General features: G+C 67.2%; 15 protein-coding genes and 1 pseudogene. 5 read left to right on the forward strand and 11 right to left on the reverse strand.

The window, feature by feature from the left end; all coding sequences use genetic code 11:
• Positions 1-539: 539 nt before the first annotated feature.
• The 6 genes from lgt to ACJEIK_RS17855 all read right to left on the reverse strand — a co-directional run bounded on the left by lgt (position 540) and on the right by ACJEIK_RS17855 (position 7,448).
• Complete coding sequence (gene lgt / locus ACJEIK_RS17830; RefSeq protein WP_409430056.1) at positions 540-2,312, reverse strand: prolipoprotein diacylglyceryl transferase; 1,773 nt, start codon at positions 2,310-2,312, stop codon at positions 540-542.
• Positions 2,309-3,100 (reverse strand): tryptophan synthase subunit alpha, encoded by a 792-nt coding sequence (trpA, locus tag ACJEIK_RS17835; protein ID WP_060999605.1) that lies wholly within the window; start codon positions 3,098-3,100, stop codon positions 2,309-2,311. Before trpA ends, lgt begins: the two co-directional genes overlap by 4 nt.
• Positions 3,097-4,368 (reverse strand): tryptophan synthase subunit beta, encoded by a 1,272-nt coding sequence (gene trpB, locus ACJEIK_RS17840; RefSeq protein ID WP_060999607.1) that lies wholly within the window; start codon positions 4,366-4,368, stop codon positions 3,097-3,099. The genes trpA and trpB overlap by 4 nt, the downstream gene beginning before the upstream one ends.
• Positions 4,369-4,406: 38 nt before the next feature.
• Complete coding sequence (gene trpC, locus ACJEIK_RS17845; RefSeq protein ID WP_060999609.1) at positions 4,407-5,225, reverse strand: indole-3-glycerol phosphate synthase TrpC; 819 nt, start codon at positions 5,223-5,225, stop codon at positions 4,407-4,409.
• 94 nt (positions 5,226-5,319) lie between these two features.
• Positions 5,320-5,898 carry a TIGR02234 family membrane protein gene (locus ACJEIK_RS17850; RefSeq protein ID WP_060999626.1) on the reverse strand — a complete coding sequence of 193 codons (579 nt, stop codon included), beginning with the start codon at positions 5,896-5,898 and terminating at the stop codon, positions 5,320-5,322.
• Between the two features lie 44 nt (positions 5,899-5,942).
• The gene (locus ACJEIK_RS17855; RefSeq protein ID WP_409430057.1) at positions 5,943-7,448 is read right to left on the reverse strand and encodes an anthranilate synthase component I; all 1,506 of its coding nucleotides are present in this window, start codon (positions 7,446-7,448) and stop codon (positions 5,943-5,945) included.
• A 44-nt stretch (positions 7,449-7,492) separates the two neighbouring features.
• Between ACJEIK_RS17855 and ACJEIK_RS17860 the strand changes: the two genes are divergently transcribed.
• Positions 7,493-7,948, forward strand: a complete 456-nt coding sequence (locus ACJEIK_RS17860) for a peroxiredoxin (protein WP_409431719.1) — start codon at positions 7,493-7,495, stop codon at positions 7,946-7,948.
• A 19-nt stretch (positions 7,949-7,967) separates the two neighbouring features.
• Here ACJEIK_RS17860 and ACJEIK_RS17865 read toward each other — a convergent pair whose 3' ends face one another.
• Positions 7,968-8,996, reverse strand: coding sequence for an XdhC family protein (locus ACJEIK_RS17865; protein WP_409430058.1), 1,029 nt, complete (start codon positions 8,994-8,996; stop codon positions 7,968-7,970).
• Positions 8,997-9,185: 189 nt separating this feature from the next.
• On the opposite strand from ACJEIK_RS17865, the gene ACJEIK_RS17870 reads away from it, so the two are divergent.
• Positions 9,186-10,790: a glutamate synthase-related protein gene (locus ACJEIK_RS17870; protein ID WP_234785403.1), complete on the forward strand. Its 1,605-nt coding sequence runs from the start codon at positions 9,186-9,188 to the stop codon at positions 10,788-10,790.
• On the forward strand, positions 10,787-12,730 hold the full coding sequence (locus ACJEIK_RS17875) for a thiamine pyrophosphate-dependent enzyme (RefSeq protein WP_409430059.1): 1,944 nt from the start codon (positions 10,787-10,789) through the stop codon (positions 12,728-12,730). Before ACJEIK_RS17870 ends, ACJEIK_RS17875 begins: the two co-directional genes overlap by 4 nt.
• Here ACJEIK_RS17875 and ACJEIK_RS17880 read toward each other — a convergent pair.
• Positions 12,727-15,513 (reverse strand): AAA family ATPase, encoded by a 2,787-nt coding sequence (locus ACJEIK_RS17880; RefSeq protein ID WP_409430060.1) that lies wholly within the window; start codon positions 15,511-15,513, stop codon positions 12,727-12,729. The two genes, ACJEIK_RS17875 and ACJEIK_RS17880, sit on opposite strands and share 4 nt — an antisense overlap.
• A gap of 43 nt (positions 15,514-15,556) precedes the next feature.
• A complete protein-coding gene (locus tag ACJEIK_RS17885) occupies positions 15,557-15,817 on the reverse strand; it encodes an alpha/beta hydrolase (RefSeq protein WP_409430061.1) in 261 nt (86 codons plus the stop codon).
• Between the two features lie 165 nt (positions 15,818-15,982).
• Between ACJEIK_RS17885 and ACJEIK_RS17890 the strand changes: the two genes are divergently transcribed.
• Positions 15,983-17,296, forward strand: coding sequence for an IS256 family transposase (locus ACJEIK_RS17890; RefSeq protein WP_052536990.1), 1,314 nt, complete (start codon positions 15,983-15,985; stop codon positions 17,294-17,296).
• 92 nt (positions 17,297-17,388) lie between these two features.
• Here ACJEIK_RS17890 and ACJEIK_RS17895 read toward each other — a convergent pair.
• Positions 17,389-17,943: pseudogene (locus ACJEIK_RS17895) on the reverse strand (alpha/beta hydrolase fold domain-containing protein); the annotation flags it as partial.
• 240 nt (positions 17,944-18,183) lie between these two features.
• Between ACJEIK_RS17895 and ACJEIK_RS17900 the strand changes: the two are divergent.
• Positions 18,184-19,032, forward strand: coding sequence for an NmrA/HSCARG family protein (locus ACJEIK_RS17900; protein ID WP_409431720.1), 849 nt, complete (start codon positions 18,184-18,186; stop codon positions 19,030-19,032).
• Between the two features lie 43 nt (positions 19,033-19,075).
• Here ACJEIK_RS17900 and poxB read toward each other — a convergent pair whose 3' ends face one another.
• Complete coding sequence (poxB, locus tag ACJEIK_RS17905; RefSeq protein ID WP_409431721.1) at positions 19,076-20,809, reverse strand: ubiquinone-dependent pyruvate dehydrogenase; 1,734 nt, start codon at positions 20,807-20,809, stop codon at positions 19,076-19,078.
• Between the last annotated feature and the right edge of the window lie 77 nt (positions 20,810-20,886).

Here is a 20,886-nt window from a genome sequence, read left to right on the forward strand (position 1 = left end):
GCCTTTGCCACTCGTACTTCTGCGCCCAGGATTCAGGCTCAACGACAACGGCCCGCTCGACCGCGTTCACCCTGCAACCACGGCCTGCGCCACTCACACTTCAGCGCCCAGGATTCAGGCTCAACGCCAAAGACCCCCCACGCCGCGTTCACCCTGCAACCACGGCCTGCGCCACTCACACTTCAGCGCCCAGGATTCAGGCTCAACGCCAAAGACCCCCAACGCCGCGTTCACCCTGCAACCACGGCCTGCGCCACTCGTACTTCTGCGCCCAGGATTCAGGGTCGACGACAACGGCCCGCTCGACCGCGTTCACCCTGCAACCACGGCACGCGCCACTCACACTTCAGCGCCCTGGATTCAGGGTCGACGCCAAAGACCCCCCACGCCGCGTTCACCCTGCAACCACGGCCTGCGCCACTCACACTTCAGCGCCCAGGATTCAGGCTCAACGACAAGGGCCGCCGAGCGTGCGCGCAGTGCGTGCTCCTTGCGGGATCCGTGGTCTGCCCGCACATTCGCGGCCTCGTAGGCCAGACTCAGCCCTGTCGGCGCCACCAACGACGACGCGGGGCGGGCGGCTCCCAAACGGGAACCCCAACGGGCTCAACCCTTTCGGTGGCGTCGCCCTTCGGCGCGGGTGCTTCAGCCGGTTCAGCGTCGGCATCGTCTTCTGCGGCTTCGGCGTCAGCGTCTTCGGCCTCAGCGTTCTCGGCCTCAGCCTCTTCGGCCTCGGCGTCTTCGGACTCAGCCTCCGCAGACTCGGAATCCGTTGCCTCTTCGGACTCGTCGACAGCCTCGACCTCCGCGGCCTCCTCGGCTTCGGGTTCCTCGGCGGCCTCGGACTCCTCGTCCTCCACGGCGTCCTCAACGTCAGCGCTGTCGTCGGCGTCCGCAACCTCCGTCTCGACGGCGGCCTCGTCAGCGTCGGATTCCGTTGTCCCTTCGGCCTCTTCTGCCTCGTCAGCGGCTTCCGCAGAATCCACGGCCTCCGCAGACTCTTCGGCCTCCGCAGACTCTTCGGCCTCCGCGGCGTCCTCGACGTCAGCGCTGTCGTCGCCGTCGGCAACGTCCGTCTCGGCGGCAGCCTCCTCAGCGGCTTCGTCGGACTCCGTTGTGCCCTCGGACTCCTCGGCCACCTCGACGGCTTCGGCCTCATCGGCATCCAGGTCTTCGGCTTCGGCGTCGGACTCGTCTGCTTCCTCGACCTCGTCGGAATCGACTGACTCACTACCGGATTCGTCGGCAGCCGTCTCGGCATCGGCGGCCTGTTCGGCGAGCGCCACGGGTTCGTCGGATTGGGTCTCGACGGCGTCGGCCTCGTCGGCGACGTCGGCATCGCCGCCCGATGCGGCAGTGGCAGCAGCACCGGCGGCGACGACCGCGGGCACCTTCACGGCAACTCCGGTGTCGAAATCGAGAACGTCGCCGGCGTCGTCGACCTGTCGGCCACCGAGCGTCGCCGGATCCTCACGGCCCCGCGGCGCGACCATCATGTAGACCACGGCACCGATGAACACGAACGTCGACGTGAACGAGTTGACGCGGATACCGGCGATCAGCGTCGCGGTGTCGCTGCGCATCAACTCGACGCCGAAGCGGCCGACGCAGTAGGCGGCGACGTACAGCGCGAACAGCCGGCCGTGGCCCAGCCGGAACCGGCGGTCCGCCCACAGCAGGAAGAAGAAAACCACGAGGTTCCACAGCAATTCGTAGAGGAACGTCGGATGCACGACCTCATAGACCTGCCCGGTCGAGACGCCGTTGAGCAGGTGCGGGTTCACCACACCGGAGCCGTCACTCCGCTGGAAGATCTGCAGGCCCCACGGCAGATCCGTGGGCCGGCCGTACAGCTCCTGGTTGAAGTAGTTGCCCAGCCGGCCGATGGCCTGGGCCAGGATGATGCCGGGCGCGATGGCGTCGCCGAACGCGGGCAACGGGATTCCGTGTCGGCGGCAGCCGATCCAGGCGCCGACGCCACCGAGCGCGACCGCGCCCCAGATGCCGAGGCCGCCATCCCAGATCCGCACGGCCGCACCGATGCCGGCGCCGCCCTCGGCGAAGTACGTCCGCCAGTCGGTCATCAGGTGGTACAGCCGGCCACCGATGAGGCCGAACGGCACCGTCCACAGTGCGATGTCGTAGATGACGCCCGCCTCACCACCGCGCGCGACCCAGCGGCGATCGCCGATGATCAGCGCGGCGATGATGCCGGTGATGATGCAGAGCGCGTAGGCCCGGATCGGTACTGGCCCCAAGTGCCAGACGCCCTGGGCCGGACTCGGGATGTATGCCAGCAACGATGTGGTCACGCGGAAACTTTCTGTCGTACTCCGTGGGCCAGTTCTTCGGACAATGCTCGTACCGCGGGGATACCGCCGTCGCCGAGCGCAGATACCAACGCCGAGCCGACGATGACGCCGTCGGCGTAGGCCGCTATCTCCGCGGCCTGTTCCCGCGACCGCACACCGAGGCCGACACCCACCGGGATGTCCGACACGGCACGCACCCGGGACACCAACTCGGGCGCCATGTTCGACACCGCGTCGCGCGCACCGGTGACGCCCATGGTCGAGGCGGCGTAGACGAACCCGCGCGAGGCCGCCGCCGTGGCGGCCAGCCGCTCCGGGGTGGACGACGGTGCCACAAGGAAGATGCGGTCGAGGTTGTGGGCGTCGGAGACGCCGAACCATTCGTCGGCCTCGTCGGGGATGAGGTCGGGCGTGATCAGTCCGAGCCCGCCCGCCGACGCCAGGTCACGCGCGAAAGCGTCGACGCCCCAACGCAACACCGGATTCCAGTAGGTCATGACGACGGCGTGCCCGCCGGCGTTGCTGATGGCCTCGACGGCCTTCAGCGCGTCGCGGACCCGCACCCCACCCTGCAGGGCGGTGTTGGTGGCGGCGGCGATAACCGGCCCGTCCATGCCCGGGTCGGAGTAGGCGACGCCGACTTCGATTATGTCGCAACCGGATTCGGTCATCGCGACCATCGCGTCGATCGAGGTCTGCACGTCCGGGTAGCCGGTCGGCAGGTACCCGATCAGCGCCGAACGCCCTTCGGCCCGGCACGATTCGAACAATCCAGCCAGTCGGCTCATGACGCTTCCCCAGTCTCACCGTCCAGTAGACCGAACCATTTCGCGGCGGTCTCGACGTCCTTGTCGCCGCGGCCGGACAGGTTCACGACGATCACCGAACCCGACCCCAGTTCGCTGCCGAGTTTCAGCGCGCCCGCGACGGCGTGCGCCGATTCGATCGCCGGGATGATGCCCTCGGTGCGGCACAGCAGGCCGAACGCTTCCATGGCCTCGGTGTCCGTCACCGGCCGGTACTCGGCGCGGCCGACGTCCTTGAGGTACGCATGTTCCGGACCGACGCCCGGGTAGTCCAAACCGGCTGAGATGGAATGCGATTCGATGGTCTGGCCGTCCTCGTCCTGCAGCAGGTACGAGAACGAGCCCTGGAACGCGCCTGGCGATCCGCCGGTGAAAGTGGCTGCGTGCCTTCCGGTTTCGACTCCGTCGCCGGCCGCTTCAAAACCGACCAGGCGCACACCCGGATCGTCGATGAAGGCGTGGAAGACGCCGATGGCGTTCGATCCGCCGCCGACGCATGCCGTGACCGCGTCGGGCAGCCGGCCGGCCTGCTGCTGTATCTGGACCCGCGCTTCCAAACCGATGACGCGCTGGAAATCGCGCACCATGACGGGGAACGGGTGCGGTCCGGCCGCGGTGCCGAAGCAGTAGTAGGTGTCGTCCGCGTTGGTGACCCAGTCGCGGAAGGCTTCGTTGATGGCGTCCTTGAGGGTCGCCGAACCGGCCTCGACCGACACCACGGTGCCACCGAGCAGCCGCATCCGGGCCACGTTCAGCGCCTGCCGGGCGGTGTCGACCGCACCCATGTAGACGACGCACTCCAGGCCGAGCAGCGCGCAGGCCGTCGCGGTGGCGACGCCGTGCTGGCCGGCGCCGGTCTCGGCGATGACGCGGGTCTTGCCCATGCGCTTGGCCAGCAGCGCCTGCCCGAGCACGTTGTTGATCTTGTGAGAACCGGTGTGGTTCAGGTCTTCTCGTTTGAGGAACAGCCGCGCGCCGCCGGCGTGTTCGGACAGTCGCGTCGCTTCGTACAGCGGCGACGGCCGGCCGGTGTAGTGCTGCTGCAGCCGATCGAGCTCGTCGAGGAACGTCTGGTCGGTGCGGACCTTGTCGTAGGCCGCGGTGACTTCGTCGATGACGGCCATCAGAGCCTCGGGCACCAGCCGGCCGCCGTAGGCACCGAAGTGCCCCTTGGCGTCGGGGTCGTGGCTTGTGGCTTCGGCGACCGCCGCGCTCATCCGCGGCAATTCGGTACCAGTGCGATCAGACATAAGAACTCGGGCTGCTTCTTCGCGCAGGAGCCCGCAATTCAGCGGGCTGGTTTCGGGCAGGACGGGTGCGTGCCGGCAGTTACCAGGTCGGCGACGGCGCTCCGCGGATCGCCACTTGTCACCAGGCCCTCGCCGACCAGGACGGCGTCGGCGCCGGCACCGGCGTAGGCCAGCAGGTCGGCGGTGCCACGCACCCCCGACTCGGCGATCCGGATGATGTTGCTCGGCAGGCCTGGCGCGATGCGGCCGAAGCAGTCGCGGTCGACCTCGAGGGTCTTGAGGTCCCGGGCGTTGACGCCGATGACCTTGGCACCGGCCTGGATGGCCCGGTCCGCTTCCTCTTCGGTGTGCACCTCGACCAGCGGGGTCATCCCGAGCGACTCGGTCCGGTCGATCATCGAGGTCAGCACCGACTGCTCCAACGCGGCCACGATCAGCAGCAGCATGTCGGCGCCGTGGGCCCGGGCCTCGTGAATCTGGTACGGCGTGACGATGAAGTCCTTGCGCAGCACCGGAATCGACACCGCGGCACGCACGGCATCCAGGTCCGCCAGCGAACCGTTGAAGCGACGCTCCTCGGTCAGCACACTGATCACCCGCGCGCCGCCGGACTCGTAGGCCTTGGCCAGCTTGGCGGGATCGTCGATCTGCGCCAACGCCCCCTTGCTGGGGCTCGCCCGCTTCACCTCGGCGATGACGCCGATGCCCGGCTCCCGCAGCGCGGCGAGAGCATCCTTGGCCGTCGGCGCCTTCTTGGCCCGCTCCTTGACCTCGGTCAGACTCAGCGCGGCTTCGCGGGCGGCAACATCAGCGCGAACTCCCTCGATGATGGAGTCGAGCACGGTCCCCGAAGTCATAACGCGTCGTCGTCCTTCCGTGCCGGTTCGGCAAGCCAGATGATCATCTCGAAGGGTAGTCGCCAGGGCGGCGCAGACTGCCACCGGGCCACGCTCATTTCCCGCCGCCGTCGTTCTGGGAGGGATCAGGTCCCTCGTTCCGGGTCGGATCATGGCCTTCGTCCAAGGCGTCCCAGATCATCCGTTCGGACATGCCGTCGGCGGCTTCTTCCTGTGCCGCCTCGCGCCGCGCGCCCGGCGCGGCGTATTTGGCGGTGGCCGCCGTGGCGGCTCCCCGGCCCGCCGAGCGCATCAGCAAAACGGCTCCGACCAGCGTCAACACCGCGGCCGCCAGCGTCACACCGGCACCCCAGTAGTGCCGCTGGGTGCCCACCAGGAACATGACCGCGATCTGTGCCATGTCGGCGGCGCGCACCGAGACGTCGGTGACCGCCCACAGGCTGATGGCCAGATATCCCATCCCGGCGCTCGCGACGGCCACCAGCAGCGCCAGCAGCCGCAGCGCCCAGCCGCGCACGGCCAGTGCCGCCACCGCGGCGGCGCCCGCCAATAGCGCCAGCGGGATGAGGGCCGTGGACCAGGCCGCGCCGGACAGCGTCGTCGTCTTCGGCTGGCCGAGCCCGTCGAACGACGACACGTCGACCCAGGGCAGCCGGGAGGCGCCCCACAGCATCAGTGCGGCGACGAGCAGCAGCACCTGAGCGGTGCGGGTGGTCCTCACGGCTCGCTCAGGGTCTCGGCGGCCGCGATCGCCGCCAGCACGGCCTTGGCCTTGTTGGACGACTCGTTGTACTCGTACGGCCCGTTGGAGTCGGCGACAACGCCGCCACCGGCCTGCACGTAGGCGGTGCCGCCGCGCATCAGCGCGGTGCGGATCGCGATGGCGAAGTCGGCGTTGCCGGCGAAATCGAGGTACCCGAGCACGCCGCCGTACAGGCCGCGGCGAGTCAGCTCGACCTCTTCGATCAGCTCCATGGCGCGGACCTTGGGCGCCCCCGACAGCGTCCCGGCCGGGAAGCAGGCGGTGACGGCGTCCAGCGCGGTCTTGTCGTCGGCGAGCTGGCCGGTGACGGTGGAGACCAGGTGCATGACGTGGCTGTAGCGCTCGATGTGGCTGTAATCCTCGACGCGCACGGTGCCGGGCGTGCAGACGCGGCCGAGATCGTTGCGGCCCAGGTCGACGAGCATCAGGTGCTCGGAGCGCTCCTTGTCGTCGGCGAGCAGCTCCTTCTCGAGCAGAATGTCGTCCTCTTCGGTGGCGCCGCGCCACCGGGTCCCGGCGATCGGGTGCGTGGTCGCCACGCCGTCCTTCACCGTGACGAGCGCCTCCGGGCTGGAGCCGACGACCGAGAAATCAAGTCCGCCTTCGGCATTGGGCACGTTCAGCAGGTACATGTACGGGCTGGGGTTGGTCACCCGAAGCACCCGGTAGACGTCGATGGGATCGGCGGCGGTGTCCATCTCGAAGCGCTGCGAGGGCACCACCTGGAACGCCTCGCCGGCCTCGATGTCGCCCACCAGCTTCTCGACGATCGCCGTGTACTCCTCGACCGTGCGCTGCTGGCGTGGCTGCGGCTGCGGCCGGCTGAAGGTCGCGATGCTCGACGGCAACGGCTCCCCCAGCGCCTTCGTCATGACGTCGAGGCGCGCGACGGCATCGTCGTAGGCCCAGTCGACGCGCTCGTCGGTGCCGTTCCAGTTGACCGCGTTGGCGATGAGCGTGATGGTGCCCTCATGGTGGTCGACGGCGGCCATGTCGGTGGCCAGCAGCAACACCATGTCGGGCAGTTTGAGGTCGTCGACCGCCAATTCCGGCAGCCGTTCCAGCCGACGCACCATGTCGTAGGCGAAGTACCCCACCAGCCCGCTCGACAGCGGCGGCAGCCCCGGCACCGGCGCGGTCTGCAGCAGCGCCAAGGTGTCGCGCACGGCCTGCAGCGGATCGCCGCCGCGGGGTGCGTCCTGCGGGGTGCTGCCGAGCCAGACGGCTTCACCGTCCCGGACCGTCAGCGCCGACGGGGCGCCGGCCCCGATGAACGACCATCGCGACCAGGACCGCCCGTTCTCCGCCGATTCCAGCAGAAAGGTGCCGGGTCGGTTGGCGGCCAGCTTGCGGTAGGCCGACAACGGCGTCTCGCTGTCGGCGAGCACCTTGCGCGTCACCGGGACGACTCGGTGCTCGGCGGCCAGCGCCTGGAATTCCTCACGTGAGGTCGTCTTCACGCGGTCATCCTCCCAGAAGTAGCGTGGTGCCCATGAACGGTGCTATCAAGACGGGCGACGTGGTTCCGGATTTCTCACTCCCCGACCAGACCGGAACGAACCGCAGCCTTTCCGAATTGTTGGCCGATGGGCCGATCGTGCTGTTCTTCTACCCCGCCGCGATGACGCCGGGCTGCACCATGGAGGCCTGCCACTTCCGGGATCTGGCGGCCGAGTTCGCCGCGGTCGGTGCCTCCCGCGTCGGGATCAGCATGGACGCGGTCGAGAAGCAGGACAAATTCGCCGAGAAGCACAGCTTCGACTACCCGCTGCTGTCGGACACCTCCGGTGCGGTGGCCGAGGCGTTCGGCGTGAAACGTGGCCTGCTCGGCAAGCTGATGCCGGTCAAGCGGACGACGTTCGTCATCGACACCGACCGCAGGGTTCTCGAGGTCATCGCCTCTGAGATCAGCATGGACTCCCACGCCGACAAGGCGCTCGAGGTGCTGCGCTCGCGTTGAGCGCCGGGGCGGTCCGCCATCAGCCGACCAACCGGCTGCGTGGCGCGCCGCTCCCGCCTTCCTTGGCCGCCACCACCTGGGCAAGGATCGACAAGGTGATGTGCGGCGGCTCTCGGCCGCCGAGGTCCAGCCCGATCGGCGCCTGGAGACGGTCGACGTCGCCCGGTGCCAATCCGTACTGGAGGAGGGCGGCACGCTTGGCCGACGCGCGGGCTCGCGACGCCAGTGCGCCGACGAATGCCGGCTGTGCGCTGCCGGTCCAACACCGCGAATCGAGGGCTTCGATGAGCAACGGAACCGAGAATCGATCGTCATGCGTCAGATCCACGATCGCGGTATCCGCGTTGATGCGGCCCGCTTCTCGTTCCTGGCGCAAGTACCGATGCGGCCAATCGCGAACCAGCGCCGCCGCTGGAAAACGTTCCTCCTGCACGAATGCGGGCCGGGCGTCGCACACGGTGACGGCATAGCCCAGTGGCAGCGCCAGGGCAGCGAGCCCGGTCGCGACGTCACTGGTCCCGAAAATCAGCATGCGCGGCGGCGGTTCGTATTGGGTGACGAACATCGGTGCACCGTCCGTCTGCGTCAGCGACGTCTGCCCCGAGCGCAAATTCAGGAAGGTGGCGGCGGGCAGGCCCTGCTGCACCATCGACATCAGCGTCGCCAGCTCCGGGAAATGCTGTGGCGTCACCGGGTGCATGGCGATGCGGAGAGTTCCGCGGCATGGCCCTGGTGGGGCGAACGGATCGCCATCGGACCGATGCGCATCAAAATCGATTATCCGGCAACCGATCCCGGTCAAGGCAGCGGGATGCTCGGCGAACACGGCCCGGGCACGCTCGTACAGCTCCGCCTCGACACAGCCCGATGACACGCTGCCTTCGAAACGCTCGTGTCGATCGAAGGCCATCATCGACCCGGGTGGGTACGGAGAGCGATCGAAGGTGCCGAGAACGGTGGCTGCGACGACGTTCTCATTGCGCCGGAATCTCTCGTAAATCCATTGCAGGACAGCCCTGTTTTTCATCGACGTCCACTCGGCCGGCACGATCTCACCGTTCCACAGCCTTGAGCTTCAGGCTTCGATACGCATCAGTCAGGTGACTGATGCGTATCGGCCGTCAATCACAGAGAGTTCAACAGGCAGTGTTGACCACAGTGCCCATCTGCCCGCACGTGTGCCACCGGATCAGGAGTGACATGACCAGACCCCGCACCAATGACGTCTGATTCGCCTATGGGGGTACGGGTCGCGTCGCTCGATGAGCTCACCGAGGACACACCGCACACGGTGCGCGTCTCCGGTGTGGACCTGGTGCTCGTCCGGCAGCACGACGACGTCAGAGCGCTGTACGGGCGCTGCGCCCACCGCGGTGCCCTGATGTCTGACGGTCGCATCGAGGGTGACCTGCTGGTGTGTGGTCTGCACGGCTGGCGGTACGAAATCCAGACCGGGGTCGCGCCGGTCAATCCCGCCGTGACGCTGGCGACCTTCCCGGCCTGGGTATCTGAAGGTTCGGTCTACGTTGATCAAGCTGCCGTTGAGGCGTACGCCCTGACCAACCCGCAGACCTATGACGACGATGGTTACCAGGGCCAGTGGATAAAGCCGGCCGACAGCGCAGAGGAACCGTTCGTCACGCAGATCCATCAGTGGGCCGCGCATGGATTGAACAGCGAACACGGTCCGACGGCAGCCATGGGCGTCCCGCGCGACGAACTCCCGTCATGGGACTCGATCCAGGTGCTCACCGCCCAACTGGCGCGGCTGCCACTGCTCGACGACGAACCGGTGAACACCCGGACAGTGATCGGGCCGGCAGCGCGGCGGCCGTTGGTCCTCGATATCCCGTTGTTCGTCAGCGACATGAGCTTCGGCGCCCTGTCTCAGGAAGCCAAGACTGCGCTGGCCGCCGGTGCGGAGCTGGCCGGAACGGGCATCTGCTCGGGCGAGGGCGGCATGCTTCCCGAAGAGCAGCAACAGAATTCGAGGTACTTCTATGAGCTCGCGTCGGGCAGATTCGGCTGGAGCCTCGACCGGGTCCGCCAGGTGCAGGCCTTCCATTTCAAGGGCGGGCAGGGCGCCAAGACCGGCACAGGCGGTCATCTCCCAGGCAACAAGGTGATCGGCCGGATCGCGGAAGTTCGCGGGCTCCCCCCGGGGACGGCGGCTGTCTCCCCCGCCCGGTTCCCGGACTGGACGTCCTTGCAGCCGTTCGAAGAATGCGCTGCGCAAGTGCGCGACGTCTCCGGCGGCATCCCGGTGGGATACAAGATGAGCGCCCAGCACATCGAACGTGACATCGACGCTGCGCTGCAGATCGGGGTCGACTACATCATTCTCGACGGCCGGGGTGGTGGAACCGGCGCCGCTCCAACGATTTTCCGTGACAACATCTCCGTACCCACCATCCCGGCACTGGCGCGTGCGCGCAGGCACCTCGACCGTTCACAAGCCGACCAGGTCACGTTGGTCATCACCGGCGGTATCCGCACTCCGGCCGACATGGTCAAGGCATTGGCGCTGGGGGCCGACGCCATTGCGCTGTCCAACGCCGCGCTGCAAGCCATCGGATGCGTCGGCATGCGCGCCTGCAACACCAACAGCTGTCCGGCCGGCATCGCCACCCAAGATCCGCGCCTGCGCGCGCGGCTGCCGGTACCGGCGGGGGCGGAACGACTGAACCGGTTCCTGCGCTCGACCGTCGATCTGATGGTCGTCCTGGCCCGCGCCTGCGGGCACCGGAATCTGGCGGACTTCAACGTCGATGACATCGTCACCTTTGATCGCGATTTCGCCTACCTGAGCGGAGTCCCCTACGCAGGAGCCATCCCACTGTGAACGATGAGAACCTCAACTGGCACAAAGCAGTCGATGCCGGCCAACTCGACGACGGCGAGGTGGCCATGTGTCCGGTCGGCCTCAAGACCGTCGCGCTCACCAAGCTCGACGGCCGCTACGGAGCCATCGACAACCGGTGCCCCCACCAGGGTGGTCCGCTTGGTCAGGGCACCGTGGAGAACGACAAAATCCGTTGCCCCTGGCACGGTTTCGACTTCGATCCGTTCACCGGAGAGGCTGCGGGCGGCCCCGATTTCAACGTGCGCACGTATCCGGTGGAGGTGCGTGAGGACGGCGTCTACGTCGGCACCCCGCCTCCCAGCACACACCCACGCACAGTGAGCGATGTGCTCGTGGAGACCATGACCAACTGGGGTGTCGACACCGTGTTCGGCATGGTCGGTCACTCGAATCTCGGGCTCGCCGAGGCGATGCACCGAGCCGAAACCGATGGCAAACTGCGGTATTTCGGTATCCGCCACGAAGGTGCCGCGGCGTTCGCCGCGGCCGCCTACGGCAAGCTCACCGGTCGGCCCGCCGCGTGTTTTGGTATCGCCGGCCCGGGCTCGACCAACCTGCTGACCGGCTTGTACGACGCCAAATCGGACCGCGCTCCGGTCCTGGCCTTGTCGGGCAACGTGGACTCCTCGGTCGCCGGCAAAGGCGCATTCCAGGACATCGACCTGCTCGCGGCATTCGCCGATGTCTCAGCTTACTCGGACATGGTGCGCTCCGGTTCCGACCACGCCGAACTGATGACCATGGCCCTCAAGCACGCGATCCTCGAACGCGGCGTGGGCCATCTGGTCCTCCCCGACGAGGTACAGATTCTGGAGGCCCCGGACCAGAAAGCCTCTGGGCCCCAAGGACGTATGCCCGACCTTCGGGTATCGCCTCCGGCGGCCGCACTCGACCAGGCACTCGAGCTCATCGGCACGGCGACCCGACCGCTGATCATCGTCGGCGCCGGCGCAAAGTTCGACATGCCGGCCGTCGTCGCACTGGCGGAGAGCTTGAACGCGCCCGTGCTGACCACGTTCAAGGCCAAGGGACAGATCTCCGACACGCATCCGCTCGCGGCCGGCGTGCTCGGCCGGTCCGGCACGCCTGTCGCGTCATGGATGATGAACAAGGCCGACCTCCTCCTGGTCTTTGGCGCATCGTTCTCCAACCACACCGGGATCTCGCCGTACAAGCCGATCATCCAGGTGGACACCGACCCCATGATGCTCGGCCGGTTCCGTCCGGTGACGGTCCCGGTACTGGGGGACGTGGGCGTCACCGCTACCGCCGTCCTGCATGGCCTTCGCCCGAACCCGGCGCTGGTCGACCAGCGCCCGGAGCTCGCCGACCGCTGGACGGTCTGGCGTACGGAGAAAACGCGTCGCGCCGTCAAGCATCCGGACGGACGGGTCGCTGCCGCAACTGTTTTCGAGGAGCTCAGCCGCCTGATGCCGGCGAATGCCGTCGTCACCGTCGATGTCGGCAATCACGCCTATTCATTCGGGCGCTATTTCGAAACCACGGAGCAGTCGGTGCTCATGTCCGGATACCTCGGTTCGATCGGCTTCGGGTTCCCGGCTGCCATGGGTGCGTGGGCGGCCGCACCGGACCGTCCGATCATCGCGATCACCGGCGACGGCGGCTTCGGTCAGTACCTTGCCGACTTCACGACGGCGGTCAAGTACGACATGAACATCACCCACGTCCTGCTCAACAACGGCGAACTCGCCAAGATCAGCGAGGAACAGCGCGGCGCCGAGTACGCGGTCTGGCAGACGTCACTGCGCAATCCGGACTTCGCCGAATACGCGAGGAGCTGTGGCGGCTACGGTCGCCGCGTCACCGATCCGGCGGACGTCGCCGTGGCCATCGCGGAAGCACTCGACCACCCGGGACCGGCCATGGTCGAAATCATCACCGACCCCGGTACCCACTAGTCCCCCAACAGATCCCGCAGTTGGTGACGCCGGCTGACGCCCAGTTTGGGATAGACGTTGTACAAGTGGGAGGCGATGGTTCGCGGCGACAGATTGAGCCGTCGGCCGATCTCCGGGTTGGTCAGTCCGGAGGCCGCCATCGACACGATCTGACGTTCTTGTGCCGTCAGCGAATCCAGGCCGGCAACGGCGCCGGCGGTCGGCGCCGTCACGCCGGCGGCGCGAAGTTCGGCGCGCGCGATCTGTGCGTACGGCACCGCACCCAGGCGATCGAAAACTTCGAGGGCAGCTGTGAGCTGGGTACGGGCTTCGGCGGGTCGGCGCACCCGGCGCAGCCATTCGCCGTAATGCAGCCGCGCCCGTGCGCGCTCCATCGGCCACTGATCGCCGGCCGGGTCGAAAATGGCGAGGCGGAAGTGCCGTTCCGACAGATGCGTGGTCGCGGTCAGCGCGAGCGCCTGGTGTCGCAGGAGACGCAGCCGGACAGGAGGATTCGACCCGAGCTGGCGCCCGATCGAGGCCACCAGAGGCCCGACCTCTGCCAAGCTGCCGCTGCGTGCGCCGGCCCAGGCCAGGTCGGCCATGGCGCGATGGGAGACGACGAAATGCGCCGGCTCCCCGTCGGCATCGAACATCTGCCGCAAGGCCCGATAGGCAGAATCGAACTCGCCGCGCGCCAGCGCGCTGCGTCCCATGGCCCACGTCAATGCGGTTCTGGTTGCGGTGCCACAATTTTCGCCGATCAGACGGGACGCCGCGTCGATGGCGGCGTCCGCCGGGTCCGTGTCACCACAGCCGGCCAACAGATGGGCACGCACGACGTTGCTCTCGGCGTGGAGCAACGCCAGGTCATAGACCGCGCACAAGGCCTCGGTCTCGTCGAGCAGTGCCCGCAGTTCCGACCACTGTCCGGTGTCGTGCAGTCCCCACGCCAGCGGCGCGATGGCGAAGGTGAAGCCGCGCAAACCCCCGGCGGCTTTGAGCTGCTCGACGGCTTCGCGTAATTCGGTGACCGCGAGGGCGCTGTCCTCCGTCGCATACGCCATTGCGCCCACCACCAGACGCCGAAACGGTTCGACGGGAGCCGGCATGGGATGCAACCAGCGCCGATCCCACGGCCCCGGACGATCGTGGGCGCTGCCCGCACTCTGCGCGTACATGGCGATATACGCTCGTTGCACAGGTCCGGCCTCGGCCGGGAAAGGCGTCGGAATGACACTCTCCCCCAATACATCCAGCGCAGAGTCCTGCAGCCAGTGGCCGAGGCGGGCCCGGTGCGCCAGTTCTCCGGAGTAGTAGGCCGCTGACGCGCCGGCGTACATCAACGCCAGTCGCAACCGCGAGTTGGACGGCGGCGCGCCGTCGAGCGCGCTGCGGATCAGTTCGGCCGCCTCCGCCGGACGCGCTGATTGCAGCAGCACCGAGGCGCGAGTCAACGCTGCGTGACCGACGATCTCCGGGTCCTCCGCACGCTGGACGGCACTGGCATTCAGCGACAGCGCCCAGGACGGGTCACCGCCGAAGTTGGCCGCCACCGAGGCCAGCGTGAACCGCCGAGCCGCATCGTCCGCACCAGGGCTCAATTCAGCAGACCGCTGCAGCGCCCTGGCCACCTCGAGGTAGCCGCCGCGCTGCCGCGAACGCTCCGCGCCCTGCTCCAGCAGGGATGCCACGGTCTCGTCCGGGCCGGCCGCCGCCGCTGCCAGATGCCAAGCGCGGCAAGCCACATCCAGTTGCGGCGAAGCAGCCAACGCGATGTGGGCAGTGCGGCGGTCGGCCAAATCCCCTTCGCTGTAGGCCACACTGCGCAGCAGTGCGTGGCTGAACTGCACGCGCCGGTCCTCGGTGACGCTCACCAGGGACCGTTCGATGGCAGGCTCCCACCGCCACAGGTCCGCACCGAAACCGGCTGCGGCCGTGATGGTGTCGATGGTCTCGTACCCGGCCCCCGCGGCGGCGAACAAGGTCAACCGCCGCGCATCGGGCGGCAGCTCCGACAGTTGCGCGGCGAACAACGCGTGCGCAAACCCGGAACCCACCATGTGGTTGCCCCGGAACCTGACCGAACCCGTCTTGCCATAGAACCGGGCTGATTCGATGAGGGCCAATGGATTACCGCCGGACCAGCGGATGATCTCACCGCGGACGCTCGCGTCAGGCACCAGCGACTGGGTCGCGATCAGTTCCGCGGCGGCGACATCGGACAGCGGCGCAACCTCGACCACCCGGAAGGAACGGTCGAGACCGTTGAGCTGGTCCACCTGCCGCGCGCTGATCAGCAACCGAACCGCAAGGTGCGGAACCCGGCCGATCACATAGGTGAGTACCTGGCGGGAGTCTGGTTCGAACCGGTCGAGATCATCGAGCACGATGACCAGCGGCCGATCACCTGCGACGACCGCCAACAGTGCCAGCACCGCCTGCTGCACCTGCGCCGGGCCGTGCTCAGCGGCGCCGCCGCCACCGTTGATGATGTCCTGCAGTGCATCTCGCAGTGGTGCCGGCAGATCGGCGATCCGCTCGGCGATGGGCCAGAGCAACTCGGTCAACGCGGTGAAGGGGCGCACGTGGTCCGGCTCGGAACCCCCGGCAAAAAGCACAGTCTCGTGCTGCGGCTGCAGCGATGCGACCGTGTGGCGCAGCAGCGTCGACTTTCCGATACCCGGTTCGCCGAGCAGAACAACTGCCTGGGGCGCGCCCGCAGCACCAGAGGCGACCTCGGTCATGAGACCGATCAACTGACCGCGCCCGACGATCGGCGACTTCGGATGTGTCAGCGTCACTCGAGACACCGCTTCCTGCGCAGCACAATCAGGCGGCGCCTTCTCATCGCTGTATCGCTTCGTCGAGGAAGCGCACACCCTGCTCCAGCGCGGCCCGGGCAGCGGGGGTGTCGCTCAGCTGGCTGAGCACGACGAAATCGTGCACCGTGCCCAGATAACGGGTGCAGGTCACCGGGACACCCGCCGCGCGCAGCAGTTCGCCGAACGCTTCGCCCTCATCGCGCACCACATCGGCCTCGGCCGTGACGATCAATGTCGGCGGCAGCCCGCCGAGATCTGCGACCGGGGCGCGAACCGGAGACACTGTGGGGCAGTCCAGATCACCGTCGCAATACGAGCAATGATCAGAACCTGTGGATGAGCCTCGGCGAGGCGGCGTAGGAAAGGGCGCACCTTCCCGAGGATGATCTGAATGTCGAAGGTCTGATCAAGAGCCGGCGTTGGCGCGCTGGTTCGGGAAGGTACGCCCATGCTCACGGTAGTTCACGATGCGGATTCATCCAACGAGGATGCTGGCTCGTCGCGGTCGTTGCTCGATGAGATTGTCCGCGACGGTGCCCGCCAGATGCTGGCCGCAGCGTTGCGGGCTGAGGTCGCCGCCTACATCGAGGCTCATGCCGGTGAGCTTGATGAGAACGGGCACCGGCTGGTGGTGCGCAATGGCTATCACCGCGAGCGCGAGGTGCTCACCGCGGCGGGCGCGGTGAGTGTGACCGCGCCGCGGGTCAATGACAAACGTGTTGACCCGGACACTGGTGAGCGGCAACGGTTTTCCTCGGCGATCCTGCCGGCGTGGGTGCGCAAGTCGCCGCAGATGACCGAGGTGTTGCCGTTGCTGTATCTGCATGGCTTGTCGACCAGTGATTTCGGTCCGGCGTTGGAGCAGTTCCTGGGCTCGGGTGCCGGCTTGTCGGCCACGACGATCACCCGACTCACCACGCAGTGGCAGGACGAGGCCAAGGCCTTCGAGGCCCGTGATCTGTCGGGCACCGACTACGTCTACCTGTGGGTCGACGGCATCCATCTCAAGGTGCGCCTGGAGCAGGAGAAGCTCTGTTTGCTGGTGATGATCGGTGTGCGCGCTGACGGCCGCAAGGAGCTGGTCGCGCTCACCGACGGGTACCGGGAGTCGGCCGAGTCGTGGGCTGATCTGTTGCGGTCGTGCCGACGTCGCGGGATGACCGCACCGGTGCTGGCCGTCGGCGATGGGGCCCTGGGGTTCTGGAAGGCCGTGCGTGAGGTGTTCCCGGCCACCGGCGAGCAGCGGTGCTGGTTTCACAAGCAGGCCAATGTTCTTGCCTGCCTGCCAAAGTCGGCTCATCCGGGGGCGATCGCGGCGATGCGGGAGATCTACAACGCCGAGGATATCGACCACGCGCAGGTGGCGATCAAGGCGTTCGAGGTGGACTACGGCGCCAAGTACCCCAAGGCGGTCGCCAAGATCGTCGATGACGCCGATGTGCTGCTGGAGTTCTATAAGTACCCGGCCGAGCACTGGGTCCATCTGCGCACTACCAACCCGATCGAATCAACGTTTGCCACGGTACGTTTGAGGACCAAGGTGACCAAGGGGCCGGGTTCACGCGTCGCCGGAATGGCCATGGCTTACAAGCTGATCGACGCCGCGCAAGCCCGCTGGCGAGCCGTCAACGCACCGCACCTGGTCGCTCTGGTCCGGGCCGGCGCGATCTTCCACAAAGGCAAACTGCTCGAGCGACCCACCGACATCACCCCGTCGGCGGACTCGGCACCGACCGAATCAACTGGAACGGAGGTCGCCTGAAACAAGCCGATCCACAGGTATTGACAATTCCTCTCGCAATACTGATCCCAATACCAGGCCTGCTCATCGCTGGTCAGCAGGTAGCCCTCGGCATATGCGTTGTGGGACGGGTACTCACACCGCGCGTCGGTCGGCGGGTAGTACAAGAGCTGCGCGCGAAGTCGCGGACCGCCACGGGCCTTGCACACCATGCTCACCGCCGCGGCGATCGTCGCGCCCGCGCAATCTCCGGCCAGTGCAAAGGCTTTCGGCTCGATTCCGAGGGACGCCGCATTGTCACGAACCCACAGCAGCGCGGCGTAGCACTCTTCCAACGCGACCGGATATCGAGCTTCCGGCGCGCGGCTGTACTCGGGAACCACGACGGCGGCGCGGCAACCTGTGGCGATGGCACCGACAACTCGCCCGTGCGTGTCCGCGTCGCCGAACATGAATCGTCCGCCATGCACGTAGAACACCGCGGGCAGCGCACCTTGCGCGTTCTGCGGCCGCACCAACCAAAACCCCACCAGTCCAGAAGGACCCACCGGCGCGGTGTGAAACCGGGCCACTGTCCCGGGCTGCTCGATGACGGTTCGCTGCGCTTCCCGCAGCGCCAGCCGGCCGTCCTGCGACCCCAGTTGTCCGAGCGTCGGTGGCGTGGCCATCGCCGCCACCAGACGCGCGATCGTCGGATCCAGCACCACGTCTCGACTCACGACATCCTCCCAACCGATGCGGCGGTCTCGTTGCGTGCAGAGGACTCTACGCTGCTTCCGTCGGGACGGGCGGGCGGTCGTGGCGAGCCAGTCAACCGACTGATGACGGGCACGCGTCGACAGCGCAGACTGGACCGTGCACACGTCTGTGGCAGCAGGAACAGGAGCAGCACGTTGGCTCAGAACAAGATGGTCCAGACATACGCCGTGATCGGTGCCACCGGGGCGACGGGCGGTGCCGTCGTCAGCGCCCTGGCCGAGCGTGGCCTGCGCGTCCGCGCCATCGCGCGTAATCCCCAATCGCCGCGCGCCCAGAAGCTCGCGCAGGAGGGCATCGAGATCGCGGCCGCCGATCTCGGCGACGAAAGAGCACTCACCGCGGCCTTCACCGGCGTCACGGGGGTCTTCGCGGTCACCACGCCTTTCGAAGAGGGTCCCGATATCGAAGTGGCCCAAGGACTGCACATCATCGGTGCCGCGGTGCAGGCCCGAGTCCCCCACCTGGTCTACGCGTCAGTGTCCAACGCCGACCAGCACACCGGGATACCGCATTTCGACAGCAAGGCCAAGATCGAACAAGCGCTGACCGAGTCGGGTCTGCCTCACACGATCGTCGGTCCGACCTATTTCTACGACAACATGCTCGGCGGGATCGACGAGCTCCGAGCGGGTCAATTCGCGTTGCCGTTGCCGACGACCACACCACTGCAGCAACTTTCGCGCCGTGACCTGGGCCGCTTCGTCGCCATCATCCTGCAGGAACCACAACGTTTCATGGGGTTGCGCATCGACGTCGCATCCGACGCTCCAACGCCACTCCAGATGACCGCCGCCCTCGAGCATGCATTGGGGTATCCGATCGAGCTGGTCACCTACGACCCGTCCCGAATCGCCTCCGCCGATATGCGGGCCATGTTCAGCTTCCTGTCCGCACACGGTTACAGCGCCGACATCGCCGACCTGCATCGGCGCTACCCGGAGATCGGCTGGCAGACGTTCAGCGACTGGGTGGACGAACACCTCACCACGCGCGCGTGAGCGGCTGGTAGGCGCACCACCCCGGAGACGCCCGGCCCCGGGATCAGTCGAGGATTCTCCGGGCCACATTGGTGGTGATCAGATCGAGGAGCTCGTCCGAATGGCCGGCAAGAACGGTGCGAATCGCGTACAGGGAGAAGCCTTTTGCTTGTTCCGCGGTGATCGCCGGCGGAATGCTCAGTTCGTTGCGTGCCGTCACCACGTCGACGAGGGCCGGCCCGTCGTGCGCAAGCACGTCGGCGATCGCCGCCTCCAACTCGGCAGGATGCTCGACGCGGCGAGTGAACAGGCTACATGTTCGAGCAAGCTCCGCAAAATCGGGGTTGTGCAGGTCCGTGCCGAACGTGACGATGCCCGCTGCCTTCATCTCCAGTTCCACGAAGTTCAGCGACGAATTGTTGAACACGATCAGCTTGACCGGTAATCGGTTCTGCACCAAGGTGATCAGCTCGCCGAGCAGCATGGTCAGGCCGCCATCGCCGGCTAGTGCGACGACTTGGCGGCGGCGGTCGGCGGTTTGCGCGCCGATGGCAAGCGGCAGCGCGCAGGCCATGGTGCCGTGGTTGAAGGAGCCGATGAGCCGCCGTCGACCGTTCATCGTCAGGTAGCGCGCCGCCCACACGACCGGTGAGCCGACGTCGACGGTGAAGACCGCATCGGTCCCCGCCAGCCGGTTGACCATGGCGGCAACGTATTCCGGACGGATCGGAGTGCGGTTGTGGTCGTTGACGGCAAGCGAATCGAGCCGATCCCGGGTCCGCCGGTAATGGCCGAGTGCACGGTCGAGGTGAGTTCGATCCGTTTTCGCCACCAGCATCGGATGCAGCGCGATGAGGGTGTCTCGCACGGTGCCCACGAGCCCGAGATCGATCGGTGTGCGGCGGCCGAGATGCCGGCCCCGAATGTCGACCTGGATGACGATCGCGTCCTCGGGATAGAACTGGCGGTACGGGAAATCGGTACCGAGCATCAGGAGCACATCGGCTTCCTTGATGGCCTTGTAGCCGGAGGCAAACCCCAGCAGCCCGGTCATGCCCACGTCGTACGGATTGTCGTACTCGACATACTCTTTGCCGCGTAGCGCATGCACCACCGGCGCCTTGAGCGTTCCCGCCAACTCAACCAGCTGCTCGTGCGCCCCCGCTGCGCCGGCGCCCGCGAGAATCGTGATTCTGGCCGATTGGTTGAGAATCGCGGCCGCGGCGGCCAGCGCGGTGTCGTCGGGCCGCACGATGGGCCGGGTCGGCAATACCGGGCGGACGCGGGCCGGCTCACGCAGCCTTTGCAGGAACACCTCACCCGGGATGACAACCACTGCCACGCCCTGTTCCTCGATCGCAGCGCGCATCGCCATCTGCAGCACGCGTACCGCGGACTCCGGGGTGCCGGCCATTTCGCAGAAGACACTGCACTCGCGGAACAGTTCTTGCGGGTGGGTTTCCTGAAAGTACTGAGAACCGATCTCGGCGGCGGGGATGTGGGCGGCAATGGCGAGCACCGGTACGCGGCTGCGTTGCGCGTCGAACAAGCCGTTGATCAGGTGCAGATTTCCTGGACCACAACTACCGGCACACACGGCCAATTGACCGGTCACCGCGGCGAAACCCGCGGCGGCGAAGGCGGCCGCTTCTTCGTGACGCACGTGCTCCCACGTGAATCCGTCGGCGCGCCGGATCGCATCGGTGAATCCGTTGAGACTGTCACCGGGCAGGCCGAACACCCGGTCCACCCCGCTGGCCTGCAGTGTGGCAATGACGTGGTCGGCAACAGTGGGCATCATCGATTGTCCTCGCTTGCGTCGTTGTCGCTCCTGTATAGCCGACGCTGCTGTCCCAGCCATCAGTTTCATGACTG

This window comes from Mycobacterium sp. SMC-16, from assembly GCF_046250085.1.
GTDB lineage: Bacteria > Actinomycetota > Actinomycetes > Mycobacteriales > Mycobacteriaceae > Mycobacterium > Mycobacterium phocaicum.